Here is a 12,716-nt window from a genome sequence, read left to right as displayed (position 1 = left end):
ACCAAGCGCCATGCCCCCGGTCAATGCCGCAATGCGCTGTGCCAACTTTGAGGAGCGACGTGACCGGGCCATGGCATTGTTTGCCGAAAAGGGCTTTGGCCAGGTCAGCATGCGCGAGCTGGCGGCCCATGTGGGGCTGACCGCCGGCTCGCTGTACCATCACTTTCCCAGCAAGCAGGACCTGCTGTACGACTTGATCGAAGAGTTGTACGAAGAGCTGCAGGCCACCTTGGACCAGGCCCGCCGGGCCATGGCCCGTGGGGCATCGGCGTTGAGCTGCCTGATTGCTGCGCACTGGCAGCTGCATGCCGAGCGGCCGCTGCAGTTCCGGCTGGCCGAACGGGATTTGTGTTGTTTGAGTGAGGCGCAACAGGCGCACCTGGCCTCGTTGCGCAAGCGCTATGAGGCAGGTTTGCTGCGCCTGATCGCACCGCAAGCGAAACTGCCGGGGCAAGCGTTGGACGCCACAGCGCATGTACTGGCAACGCTTCTCAACCAACTGCCGGGGTTGCTCAAAGCAATGCCTGAAGAGCAGGGCTTGGAGCTGATGGAAAACTTGCTGGTCGGGGGCATTGAGCGGACGCTGCGCTAGCCTGCCAGGGCCTCTGCGCGGGCTTGCCCCGCGAAGAGGCCGGATGCCTCAGCGCAACAGCGACTGGATCTGCTCGTGCAAGGTATCCAGGTCAAACGGCTTGGCCAGGATAGGGGCCTTGCGGGTGATCGGGCTGCCAGATTCGAGAATCTCCGCCGGGTAACCGCTGATGAAAATCACCTTCAGGTCGGGCCGCAGCTTCACCGCGGGCTCGGCAATATCCACCCCCGAGATCCCCCCCGGCAAACGGAAGTCCGTCACCATCAGGTCCAGGTGCGGTTTGCTGGCCAGGATGGCAAACGCCTGCTCGCCATCCTCAGCCACCAGGACGTGGTACCCCTCACCCGCCAGGTAATCGCGCAAAATCATGCGAATCGCCGGTTCATCCTCGACGACCAGAACCACATCTTGTGCATCTTCACTCATGTTAACGCCTTGAAATACTTACAGTTGGCCATCAGACCCCAGGCTTACACAGAGGTTGCCCGCGCCTGGTCGTTTTGTTCTTTGAATGTTGCCAGCGGCAATTGCAGGGTGAATGTGGCACCCTTGCCCTCCTCGCTTTCAACCTGTATCCGGCCACCGTGCGCCTGGACGATCTGCTCGGAGATGTACAGCCCCAAGCCCAGACCTCCGCTGGCCTGCTGGGCAGCGACCCGCTCGAACTGCTGGAAGATCCGCTGCTGGTTGGCGGCGCTGATACCGATACCGTGATCCTGCACCTGCACCCAGGCCATGCCGCCCTGCTCGAACACCCGCACCTGCACCGGATTGCGCTCGCCGTAACGCATTGCATTGGACAACAGGTTGGCCACTACTTGTTCAATCCGGAATTCGTCCCACTCCCCCTCCAGCGCTTCGCAACGCTGCAATTCGATGTGTGTTTCCAGGGCCATGGCCTGCGCCGTGAAGTTTTCCACCAGCCCACGCACCAGTTGGCCCAGGTCAAACAGTTTGGGCCGCAGCGACAGTTTACCGGTCCGGATGCGCGAAACATCGAGCATGTCCTCGACCAACCGGATCAGACTGTTGATCTGCCGTTCGTCGCGCTCGACCATGGCCTGCAGCTTGTCGACACTGAACGCGTCCAGGTTGCCCCGAGCCAGGTGCATCTTGCGCAACTGGGTTTCCAGGATCAGGCCATTGAGCGGCGTACGCACCTCGTGGGAGACGATCGACATGAAGTCGTCACGCATGCGCACGGCGTGCTCCAGCTCACACCGTGCCACCTGCAGCTGGCTGAGCAGCAGCTCCTGTTCCTGGCGGCTCTGCTCCAGGGCTTCCAGCTGTCGGCCAAGCACCTTGCGCTGGCGGAACAGGTCGACGAACACCGAGACCTTGCTTTTTACCGCCAGGGTGTCGAGCGGCTTGTGCAGAAAGTCCACGGCCCCGCTCTCGTAGCCCTTGAAGGCATAATTCATCTCGCGGCCCGCCGCGCTGACGAAGACGATCGGGATGTGCTTGGTCTTGTCGGTACCGCGCATCAGCTCGGCCAGTTCGAAACCGTTCATGCCCGGCATCTGCACATCGAGAATGGCCAGTGCGAACTCGTGCTCGAGCAGCAACGACAAGGCAGCCTCGGCAGACTGTGCCTGGTGCACCTCGCGGTCCTCACCCTGGATCAGGGCATCGAGCGCCAGCAGGTTTTCCGGCAAGTCGTCGACAATCAGCAGTTTGGCGGTAGTGTGGCTTAGCATGCGCTGTATTCCAGGGTCGCGAGCAACTGCCCGATACCGCTCAGAGTAAGGATATGGTCGGGCTGGTGCAGGGCCAGGGCGGCCTCCGGCATCAGGGCAACCTGTGCGTCACGAGGGTCCTGGACGATCGTGCGCCCCCCATTGTTCTTGATGTAGGCAAGGCCCCTGGCGCCGTCTTCGTTGGCCCCGGTGAGCAGCACACCCAGCAGGCCATCGCCATAGGCATCGGCCGCCGAGATGAACAGGAAATCGATCGCCGGGCGCGAGAAGTGCACGGGTTCTTCCTGGCTCAGCGACAGCGTCAGGTCGCGCTCCACCGACAAGTGGTAACCCGGCCCCGCCACATAGATCTGCCCGCTGCTGATGCTCTCCTTGTCACGTGCCTCGCACACCGGCCGATGCAGCCGCCGCTGCAGCACGCCAGCCAGTTGGCTGTGGCGGTCGTCCGGCAGGTGCAGCACGCAGAGCACCGGTATGGCGAACGCCGATGGCAACGTGCCGAGCACCTGGAACAATGCCGCCACGCCACCGGCCGAGGCGCCGATCACCACTGCGCGTACGCCGCTCATGATTTACGGAAGATCCGTTGGGGCTTGACCAGCGGCTCGAAACGGTCGCTGTAGGCCGAAAAGTCCACCGACTCCTTGCTACCCAACACCAGGAAACCGCGGTGGCAGAGCGACTCATGGAACAGGCCCAGCGCCCGATCCTGCAGGTCCTTGTTGAAGTAGATCAGCACATTGCGGCACGACACCAACTGGGTCTCGGAGAACACGCTGTCGGTGGCCAGGCTGTGGTCGGCGAAGGTCACGTTGTCGCGCAGGCTGCTGTCCATGATGGCGTTGCCATAGGCGGCGGTGTAGTACTCGGCGAAGTCACGGCGGCCACCGGCCAGGCGGTAGTTTTCCTCGTACTCGCGCATGCTCTGCATCGAGTAGATGCCCTGCTTGGCCCTGTCCAGCGAATGCGGGTTGATGTCGGTGGCGTAGATGATGGTGCGTTCAAGCAGCCCTTCCTCACGCAACAGGATGGCCATGGAATACACCTCCTCCCCCGTGCTGCAGCCCGCGATCCAGACTTTGATCGACGGCCAGGTGCGCAGCAGCGGCACCACTTCGTTGCGCACGGCAAGGAAGTGGTCAGGGTCACGGAACATCTCGCTGACCGGGATCGTCAGGTACTGCAGCAACTGCATGAACATGCCCGGGTCGTGCAGGACGCGCTCCTGCAACGCAGACACCGTCAGGCAATCGAACTGACGCAGCGCGTGGAGAATCCGGCGCTTGATCGAAGCGCCGGAATAATTGCGGAAATCGTAGCTGTACTTGAGGTAGATCGCCTCGATCAGCAGTCGGATCTCGATGTCGGTGTTGCGTTCGCTAGTCAAATTCGCTCCAGTTGCGGCAGCCAGACACGGATCAACGAGAACAGGCGGTCCAGGTCGATCGGCTTGGCCAGGTAATCATTGGCACCGGCTTGCAGGCAACGCTGCTGGTCATCCTTCATGGCCTTGGCGGTCACGGCGATGATCGGCAGTTTGCGCCAGCGCGGTTGCTGGCGGATCAGGCGGGTGGCCTCGAAGCCGTCCATCTCCGGCATCATCACGTCCATCAGCACCAGGTCGATGTCGTCGTGCTGCTCCAGGCGCTCGATGGCTTCGCGCCCGTTGCGGCCGATTTCGACAATGGCGCCCTTGTGCTCCAGGGCGCTGGTCAGGGCGAAGATATTACGCACATCGTCGTCCACCAGCAGCACCTTGCGGCCCTCGAACACCTTGTCGCGGCTGCGCGCGGTCTTGAGCATGCGCTGACGCTCGTTGGACAGCTGCGATTCGACCTTGTGCAGGAACAGCGTCACTTCGTCCAGCAGGCGCTCCGGCGAACGTGCGCCCTTGATGATGATCGAGCGTGAATACTTGAGCAGGTCGGCTTCTTCCTCGCGGGTGAGGTTGCGGCCGGTATACACGATCACCGGTGGGAAGGCGCGGATATCCTCGGCGGTCATGCGCTTGAGCAGCTCGTTGCCGAGCATGTCTGGCAGCTTGAGGTCGATGATCATGCAGTCGTAGATGTTCTGGCGCAACAGCGCCAGTGCATCCTGGGCCATGGCGACGGCCGTGATCTCGACATCGTCGTCGCCGATCAGCCGGGCGATGCTCTCGCGCTGCAGGTCGTCGTCTTCCACCAGCAGGATGTGCTTGAGCTTTTGCGTGAGCTTGGCTTCCAGGCGAGCGAACACCTCCTTGAGCTCCTCGCGGCTGGTGGGTTTGACCGCATACCCCACCGCCCCCATGTGCATGGCCGCCTCGACGCGGTCTTCCACCGAAATGATGTGCACCGGGATATGGCGGGTGCTGGCCTGCTCCTTGAGGCGCTGCAGGACGGTCAGGCCCGAGTGGTCGGGCAGGCGCATGTCCAGCAGGATCGCATCCGGAATGTACTGGGCTGCCAGCTCGAAGCCTTCGTCGGCGCCATGGGCCACCAGGCAGCTATAGCCCAGCTCATGGGCCAGGTCGAAGAGGATGCGGGCAAAGTTGGGCTCGTCTTCGATCACCAGAATGCAGCGGGTATCGAAAGGGGCCCGCTCGCGGTCGTCGGCAAAGGCCGGCGCCGGGCGCGTGACAGCGGCGGCCAGCGGCGCTTGCGGTGCAGGCGGCAACGCATCGACGGCCGGGCGCAGGCTTTGCGGTTCGACGTCTTCGGCCTCGGCGGCATAGCGCTCCGGCAGAATCAGGCTGAACACGCTGCCTTGCCCGGGGCTGCTGTCGACATTGATCTGGCCTCCGAGCAAATGCGCCAGGTCACGGGAGATCGACAGACCCAGGCCAGTGCCACCATAACGGCGATTGCTGGTGCCATCGACCTGGTGGAAGGCGCCGAAGATCGCCTGCTGCTGATCGGCCGCAATGCCGATGCCGGTGTCACGGACTGCGAACACGATACCGCTGTCAGCCTGGAAGCTGACGTTAATGCTGACCTGGCCACGCTCGGTGAACTTGATGGCGTTGGACAACAGGTTCTTGAGGATCTGCTCCAGGCGCTGACGGTCGGTGAACAGCGTGACCGGTACCTGCGGCTCGACCTTGACCTCGAAGGCCAGCCCCTTGTGACCGGCAAGCGGCTGGAACATGCCGCGCAAGCCTTCGACCAGGCGCTCGACCTGGGTGGTTTCGGGCCGTACTTCAAGCTTGCCGGCCTCGACCTTGGCGATATCGAGAATGTCGTTGATCAGGTTGAGCAGATCGTTGCCGGCCGAGTAGATGGATTCGGCGAACTTGACCTGCTCCTCGCTGAGGTTGCCTTCAGCGTTTTCCGCCAACAGCTTGGCCAGAATCAGCGAGCTGTTGAGCGGCGTGCGCAGCTCATGGGACATGTTGGCGAGGAATTCGGACTTGTACTTGCTCGATCGCTGCAGGTCGTCGGCACGGGCCTGCAGCTCCAGCTGCGCCTGGCTCAGTTCATCGTTCTTGCGGTCCAGCGCTTCGGTGCGTTCCGACAACTGCTCGTTGGTCTGCTCGAGTTCGGCCTGCTGGGTTTCCAGATGGGCCTGAGACTCCTTGAGCACCCGTGACTGCTCTTCGAGCTCTTCGTTGGCAGTCTTGAGCTCTTCCTGCTGCACCTGCAGCTCTTCATTGAGTTGCTGGGTTTCGGCCAGCACTTCCTGCAGGCGCTGACGATAACGTGCACTCTCGATGGACATACCCAGGTTGCCGCCGACCCGCTCCAGCAGCTCTTCATCCCGTTCTTGCAAGGGGCGCAGGAAACCCAGCTCGATCACCCCGTTGATCTGCCCGTCTTCAGTCGCCGGCATCAGCAGTGCGCTGCGCGGCAAGCCGCTGCCCAGGCCGGAACTGAGGCGATAGAAATCTTCGGGCAGTTCCTCCAGGCGCAGCAAGCGGCCTTCGCGGACCGCCTGGGCCAACAGGCCATGGTGGTCCGACTCGATCTGCTCGCGGGCCTGCTCTTCGGTACTCAGGCCATAACAGGCCACGCGCACCAGCCGGCCATGCTCGTCGCGCACGTACACGGCGCCCACCACGCTGCCCAGATAAGAGGCAAAGAAGCGCAGGATGTTCTCGCCAAGCATGGGCAAGGTCAGCTGCCCGAGCACCTGCTGCGCCAGCTGGGTCTGGCCGTTGCGTAGCCAGGCCTGGTGCTCCAGGCGCTGTGCCGAGCGTTGCTGGGCTTGCAGGTTTTCAGCGTAGTTGGCCGAAAGTGCCAGCAGGTCACGACGGCCCAGGTAGGCCAGCAATGCACTGAGGCCGACAATGAACAGCACGAACGCCGAAATCGCCGTCACGGTGACGGTACTGACTTTTTCGTTACGGGCCATGCGCAATTGTTGTTCGGTAATGATCAGGTCATCGAACTCCTTGCGGATTTCATCGGTGATGCGCTTGCCCCGGCCATTGCCGATCGAGGCCTGGTAATCGCCCTGGCTGCGGCGCAGGCTGATCATCTCGTTACCGAAGTCGTTCCAGGCCTGCTGCAAGGCCATCAGCCGGTCAATACGGTCAACCTGCTGCGGATTGTCCTCGACCATGCTGCGCAGGCTTTGCAGGCTGCCGAGAATACGTGGCTTGGCCACCTCGTAGGGGTCAAGGAAGCGCTCGTCGCCCGTGATCAGGAAGCCGCGCATGCCCGTTTCCATGTCGATCGACAGCTTGACCGCTTCGTTGGCATTGCCGATCACCCGGTCGGTGTGCTCGACCCACTGCATGGCCGAAAGCAGGTAATTGATCACCGCAACGAAGGCCACGGCCCCCAGCAGGCCAACCCCCAGGGGGAGGCCGATGTTGCGGCTCAACAGCTTGCGAAAGCTTCGCTGGTCCATCGAGGCTGCTTGAATCATGAGAAAACGCCCGAGCTAGAAAAGTCCATTGAAAAGAGTGGCCGATCCGTCGTTGTTGTTATCTGCCACTGCCTGTCCTGATATGCGAGTCTAACCAGCTTTGACGGGTCTGGCAGGGCATTGAGCCAGTATTTGAAGGTAGCGTTCGGCAATCGTTCCATCTATTTGCATGGAGCGGTATCCTCGGGAACTTCTGATGCCGCGCGGTACACAGATTAAAGACACTCATTTGTACAGGATTTGAACCATGCACCTTCTGGTAGTCGAAGACGACGACATCGTACGCATGCTGATGGTCGAAGTGCTCGACGACTTGGGCTACAAGGTCATCGAGGCAGAAGACGCCACAGCCGCCCTGCGTGTACTTGAAGACCCCAGCCAGGCACTGGCACTGATGATGACCGACGTGGGTCTACCGGACATACGAGGTGAGGAGCTGGCGGGAAAAGCGCGCGAACTGCGGCCACTGTTACCGGTGCTGTTCGCCAGCGGCTACGCCGACAGTTTCAATGTGCCGGAGGGCATGCACCTGATCGGCAAGCCGTTCAGCATCGACCAGTTGCGGGACACGGTGGTGGGTATTCTGGGTACCCCTTGAGCACGGCGGCGCCTGTTTCGCTCGTAGGCGCGGGCTTGCCCGCGAAGAGGCCGACACAGGCAACCCGCCTCACAGCTCTCTGCGCAGCAGATAGGTATCCATGATCCACCCCTTGCGCGCCCGCTCCCGCTCGCGCACTTCCAGTATCTGCGCCTTCACCGCCTGCAACGGCCCGGCAATCAGCACTTCATCCTCGGTCCCCAGGTACGCGCCCCAGTAGATGGTCAACGCCGGGTCATCGAGCCCGGCAAAGGCGCACTGCCCGTCGAGCATCACCACCACATTGTCGACAGCCCCCTGCTCGGCCAGGCGTCGCCCCGGCAGCACGGTCAGGGGCTCGCCGATGCGGTTGAGCGGCACCTGGTGCCGCGCCGCCAGCGCCTGCACACTGCTGATGCCAGGGATGACCTGCAAGCGCAGCGTCACGCCCTGGTCGCGAACCAGGTCAAGTATGCGCAGGGTGCTGTCGTAGAGGGTGGGCTCGCCCCACAGCAGGAAGGCACCTGTTTCACCGTCGCCAATTTCCTCCTCGATCAGGCGCGCATACAGCGCAGCACGCTGCCGGTGCCAGTTCTGCACCGCGCCCAGGTAGTCTTGCGCCTGCGCATCGCGCAACGGGTCGACCACCGGCACCAGGCGATAACCACCTTCGGGGCGATAGCGCTGCAGAATGGACTTGCGCAGGCGCACCAGTTCATCTTTGTCGTCGCCCTTGTCGAGCACGAAGAACACGCTGGCACTGCGCAGCGCATCGACCGCTTCATAGGTGACCTGGCGCGGGTCACCCGCGCCGATACCGATCAACAACAGGTCTTTCATTGCCCTGCCCTTTGCGGGAACCCGCCACCATTGTCAGGCGGTTACCGGTATTTGGCAAAGCAGCTGCTTAGAAGATCGAGAAGTTGTAGCTGACAATGACCCGCGTCTCATCCATGTCACGCGCCCACCGTTCATAGTTGCTGCGGTAAGTGGAATTACGCAGGCGTACGCTGACATCCTTGAAGGTGCCACTTTGCACCTGGTATTTGAACTCGGTGTCGCGTTCCCACTCCTTGCCTTCGACACTGCTGCCCGGCACCTTGATATTGTCGCCGTTGATATAACGGGTGAAGAAGGTCAGGCCGGGTACACCCAGCGCCTTGAAGTCGTAGTCATAGCGCACTTGCCAGGAGCGCTCCTGTGCAGCGGCGAAATCATTGACCTGGGCGTAGTTGACCAAGTACGGGTTGCTGCCATCCAGGTACGGCATGGCACTGTTGCCATACATGCGCTGCCAGCCGGCGCTGAGCTTGTGGCCACCGAGGCTGTAGCCAAGCATGCCACTGAAGGCGCGATGGTCGATTTCGCCCGCACGGGCATTGCCGATGTCATCACTCTTGATCAGGCGCATGTCAGCCGACAGGCTGCCCACCGACAGCGGCTGACTGGCCACCAGGCCGAGGAAGTGCTGGCGGTAGATATTCTCCAGCTTGGCCACTTGGTACTGCGCGCTGAAACGCTCGTTGAAACGGTAGTCGACACCGGCCAGGTCGAAGTGGTCGGCTTCTGTATCGCAGGCATAACGCTTGTTCTTGCAGTGCACGCGGATGTCCTGGCGGTCGGTGGAATCCCGAGCGGTGTATTTGTCCAGGCGAGCCAGGGTGAACTTCAGGTCGTGCAGTTCTTCAGAGGTGAGCATGGCCCCATGGAACAGGGTCGGCAGCAGACGGCCATCGTTGTACTTGAGCAACGGCACATCCGGCATCATCGAACCATACTTGAGCACGGTATTGGACACCTTGACCTTGGCCGCCAGGCCCATCTTCGCATACTGGTCGGCCGAGTGCCGGGGGTCGTGGCCAGACGAGGGCAGCAATCCACTGTTGCTGTCGGCCGGGCTGGAATCCAGTTTGAAGCCGAACATGCCCAGTGCATCCACACCAACACCTACCGGGCCTTGCGTATAACCCGATTGCACATTGAGGATAAAGCCTTGTGCCCACTCTTCGCGCTTGGATGCGCCCTGGCTGAAACTGCTGTAACCGTCCCGGAAATCGCGGTTGAAATAGACATTGCGTGCTTCGATCTTGGCACTGGCGTCTTCAAGAAACCCGGCAGCCTGGGCGTTGACACCGGCACACAATAGAAACAGGCCGGTAACACGGCGCCCAGGGGCGAGGGGGAAAGGGGAAAACATGCGAGGAAACATCCAGAATGAAGACGAGTTAACAACCTGTGGCACGTGTTGGCCACGGTACTGCGGCAGGTCCGAACATAAGTCGGCCATCATCTGAAATGATCGCGCAAAGGCTCTGGCGCGGGCCATTGGACCATGGTCTAGGCCCTCTGTCGTGCAACCGCAGAAAAATCGGAAAATACCGCGCGCAAAACTAGGAAAGTTCCCGCCTTACTTGCAAAAAGTTAGCAGTTTACCCAGTAGCCATGAATGACTACACTCGATATCAGCGAACAGTGAAACCCAACTGCGTGGCCGGCGTTTTTACGCGTCTTCAATGTTCGTCACGCCCTGCCACGACCGACGTACAGGAGTGATTACAGTGTCCAGACTTGCAGAGTTTCGTGCTGCCGAAAAAGCGCTCCAGGAACAGATGGCGCAACTGGAAGCGTTGAAAAAGGATGCCGGCCTCAAACGCGAAATCGAATTCGAGCAGAAACTAGTCGGCCTGATGAGAAGCTATGACAAGAGCCTGCGCGATATCATCGCCATCCTCGACCCGAAGGCTGTGGCCCGCGCTTCCAGCACACCCCCCAAGCAACAACGCCGCCCGCGGGTGGTCAAGGTCTATCAGAACCCGCACACCGGCGAACGCATCGAGACCAAAGGCGGCAACCACCGTGGCCTCAAGGCCTGGAAAGAACAGTATGGGGCCGCCACGGTAGAAAGCTGGGTACGCTGATGAAATGCCCACATAGGCTTCACACTTTTTTCACAAGGACTGGCTCAGTATCGAAACAGCTAAAGGACTAGCGACCCCATCACGCGCCCGCACATGCGGGCCTCTAATTTCAGCGCCCTGCCTTTGCAGGGCGCTTTCATTTGCGCAATCGGCGCACTGCCGTATCATGGCCAGCCTGTCTGTTTTGCCGGCGCCCTGCGCCCGGCCCCGTCTCAGGAGTTCCCATGAGCCTGCACGATCTGCAAACCCTGCCTGGCGTCACCGCGCAACCTGACGCCGCCACCGCCCAGTTCGTCTTCAACCACACCATGCTGCGGGTCAAGGACATCGAGAGGTCGCTGGACTTCTACACCCGCGTGCTGGGCTTCCGCCTGGTGGACAAGCGTGACTTCCCTGAAGCCGCTTTCAGCCTGTACTTCCTGGCCCTGGTCGACCCTGCCCAGATCCCCGCTGATGACAACGCCCGCCACCAGTGGATGAAGTCGATCCCTGGCGTGCTGGAGCTGACCCACAACCATGGCACCGAAAACGATGCCGATTTCGCCTACCACAATGGCAACACCGACCCACGCGGCTTTGGCCACATCTGCATTTCGGTACCCGACGTCCGCGCCGCTTGCGCGCGCTTCGAGGAACTGGAAGTGCCGTTCCAGAAACGCCTGCAGGACGGCCGCATGAACCATCTGGCCTTCGTCAAGGACCCGGACGGTTATTGGATCGAAGTGATCCAGCCAACCGAGCTCGAAGGCTAAGCGTTCGTCGCGGCGCGCTCGTCAGGCCGGGAACTCCCGGCCTCTTGCTGTGGTATATGAAGGTAACTGCTTCACATACCACAGCGAGGTAAGGACGATGCAATCTCTTCACTGTGAATACCGCGAGCACACCATCACTGCCAGCGTGATGCCCCATCCCGACTCACCCCTGCCCTATGCCGCCGGCTGCCTGATCACGGCACCTGACGGGCACACCAGCAAGCGTATGTCGATGCCCATGCAATTCTTCTCCGACCTTGAAAATGCGCAGCGTGTGTCGCTGGCCCATGGCCGCGCACTGGTCGACAAACAGCTGGATAACGGGCACGAGGTGTTCTGATCCGGTTTCGCCTGTACCCCCCTTCGCCGCCGGAGCTGCGAAGGGGGGTAGTATTAACTAGGTAGCCCGCGCGTATGCCACCGCCGCATCCACCTGCTCCTGCGTCGGCCTTACCCCGGTGTACAACACGAACTGTTCCAGCGCCTGCAGCGCAATGACCTCCAGCCCAGTGATCACCGGCTTGCCCAACGCCTGAGCCCGGCGAATCAACGGCGTCTGCGCCGGCATCGCCACCACATCGAACACCCGTTCCGCCGCCGCGATGGCGTGCTCGGGAAACGCCAGCTCTTCTGCCTCCAGCCCGCCTGCCATACCGATCGGCGTCACGTTCACCAGCATGGGCGGGCAAATGTCGCCTGGCTCAGGCACCCAGCGATAACCACAGACATCCGCCAACTGACGCCCGGCCTGCTCGTTGCGTGCAACGATGATGCCTTCGGCAAACCCGGCATCGCGCAAGGCGCTGGCCACGGCCTTGGCCATGCCCCCGCTGCCTCGCATGGCAAAGGCCGTGCCCGGATCGACCTGATGCTGAGCCAGCAATTGGCGCACGGCCAGGTAATCGGTGTTGTAAGCCTTGAGGTGGCCATTGCAATTGACAAGGGTATTGACCGACTCGATGGCCGCCGCCGAGGGATCGATTTCGTCGACCAAGGCCATGCAGGCTTCCTTGTACGGCATCGACACCCCGCAGCCGCGAATACCCAGGGCGCGGATCCCTGCCACCGCCGCCGGCAGGTCATCGGTACGCATGGCCTTGTAGTAGAAGTCCAGGCCCAACTGCTGGTACAGGTGGTTGTGAAAGCGCACGCCGAAGGTGCCGGGGCGACCGGCCAGAGAGATGCAAAGCACGGTGTCCCGGCTGGGAGTTGTCGGCATAACAGGTTCCTTGGTCATGACTGAAACGTTTATTCAGCGTAACAGAGTCAGCCACTGGTCGTCCCTTACACAACCTTTACCGTTCCCCTGTGCTCAGCTGACAGAGACCG

General features: G+C 61.5%; 13 protein-coding genes. 5 read left to right on the top strand and 8 right to left on the bottom strand.

From position 1 onward, the window contains the following. The first annotated feature begins 10 nt into the window (after nt 1–10). Nucleotides 11–592, top strand: a complete 582-nt coding sequence (locus PRJ_RS11215) for a TetR/AcrR family transcriptional regulator (RefSeq protein ID WP_010954588.1) — start codon at nt 11–13, stop codon at nt 590–592. 48 nt (nt 593–640) lie between these two features. Here PRJ_RS11215 and PRJ_RS11210 read toward each other — a convergent pair whose 3' ends face one another. From PRJ_RS11210 to PRJ_RS11190, 5 genes are read right to left on the bottom strand one after another with little or no spacing between them, the layout of a single operon-like run. Then, the gene (locus tag PRJ_RS11210) at nt 641–1,018 is read right to left on the bottom strand and encodes a response regulator (RefSeq protein WP_003256176.1); all 378 of its coding nucleotides are present in this window, start codon (nt 1,016–1,018) and stop codon (nt 641–643) included. Nucleotides 1,019–1,062: 44 nt separating this feature from the next. Beyond that, nucleotides 1,063–2,289 carry a hybrid sensor histidine kinase/response regulator gene (locus tag PRJ_RS11205; RefSeq protein ID WP_104961406.1) on the bottom strand — a complete coding sequence of 409 codons (1,227 nt, stop codon included), beginning with the start codon at nt 2,287–2,289 and terminating at the stop codon, nt 1,063–1,065. Next, nucleotides 2,283–2,858: a chemotaxis protein CheB gene (locus PRJ_RS11200; protein ID WP_010954590.1), complete on the bottom strand. Its 576-nt coding sequence runs from the start codon at nt 2,856–2,858 to the stop codon at nt 2,283–2,285. The genes PRJ_RS11205 and PRJ_RS11200 overlap by 7 nt, the downstream gene beginning before the upstream one ends. Then, nucleotides 2,855–3,676: a protein-glutamate O-methyltransferase CheR gene (locus tag PRJ_RS11195; protein WP_010954591.1), complete on the bottom strand. Its 822-nt coding sequence runs from the start codon at nt 3,674–3,676 to the stop codon at nt 2,855–2,857. The genes PRJ_RS11200 and PRJ_RS11195 overlap by 4 nt, the downstream gene beginning before the upstream one ends. After that, complete coding sequence (locus tag PRJ_RS11190) at nt 3,673–7,140, bottom strand: response regulator (RefSeq protein ID WP_104961405.1); 3,468 nt, start codon at nt 7,138–7,140, stop codon at nt 3,673–3,675. Before PRJ_RS11190 ends, PRJ_RS11195 begins: the two co-directional genes overlap by 4 nt. Before the next feature lie 247 nt (nt 7,141–7,387). On the opposite strand from PRJ_RS11190, the gene PRJ_RS11185 reads away from it, so the two are divergent. Continuing rightward, nucleotides 7,388–7,738, top strand: a complete 351-nt coding sequence (locus PRJ_RS11185; protein ID WP_104961404.1) for a response regulator — start codon at nt 7,388–7,390, stop codon at nt 7,736–7,738. A gap of 69 nt (nt 7,739–7,807) precedes the next feature. Here PRJ_RS11185 and cobF read toward each other — a convergent pair whose 3' ends face one another. Further along, the gene (cobF, locus tag PRJ_RS11180) at nt 7,808–8,557 is read right to left on the bottom strand and encodes a precorrin-6A synthase (deacetylating) (protein ID WP_104961403.1); all 750 of its coding nucleotides are present in this window, start codon (nt 8,555–8,557) and stop codon (nt 7,808–7,810) included. A gap of 67 nt (nt 8,558–8,624) precedes the next feature. Continuing rightward, a complete protein-coding gene (locus PRJ_RS11175; RefSeq protein WP_104961402.1) occupies nt 8,625–9,914 on the bottom strand; it encodes an OprD family porin in 1,290 nt (429 codons plus the stop codon). Between the two features lie 361 nt (nt 9,915–10,275). Between PRJ_RS11175 and PRJ_RS11170 the strand changes: the two genes are divergently transcribed. From PRJ_RS11170 to PRJ_RS11160, 3 genes are all read left to right on the top strand, one after another. Continuing rightward, entirely contained in the window at nt 10,276–10,635 is a 360-nt protein-coding gene (locus tag PRJ_RS11170; RefSeq protein WP_104961401.1) for a histone-like nucleoid-structuring protein, MvaT/MvaU family, read from the top strand. A gap of 224 nt (nt 10,636–10,859) precedes the next feature. Beyond that, the gene (gloA, locus tag PRJ_RS11165; protein WP_104961400.1) at nt 10,860–11,387 is read left to right on the top strand and encodes a lactoylglutathione lyase; all 528 of its coding nucleotides are present in this window, start codon (nt 10,860–10,862) and stop codon (nt 11,385–11,387) included. Nucleotides 11,388–11,484: 97 nt separating this feature from the next. Beyond that, a complete protein-coding gene (locus PRJ_RS11160; RefSeq protein WP_003256190.1) occupies nt 11,485–11,727 on the top strand; it encodes a hypothetical protein in 243 nt (80 codons plus the stop codon). Between the two features lie 57 nt (nt 11,728–11,784). Here PRJ_RS11160 and PRJ_RS11155 read toward each other — a convergent pair whose 3' ends face one another. Next, complete coding sequence (locus PRJ_RS11155) at nt 11,785–12,606, bottom strand: shikimate 5-dehydrogenase (RefSeq protein ID WP_104961399.1); 822 nt, start codon at nt 12,604–12,606, stop codon at nt 11,785–11,787. Nucleotides 12,607–12,716 lie beyond the last annotated feature (110 nt).

Origin of the sequence: Pseudomonas sp. XWY-1 (assembly GCF_002953115.1) — a bacterium.
GTDB classification, from domain to species: Bacteria; Pseudomonadota; Gammaproteobacteria; order Pseudomonadales; family Pseudomonadaceae; genus Aquipseudomonas; species Aquipseudomonas alloputida.
This window is presented reverse-complemented; position numbering and strand designations above follow the sequence as displayed.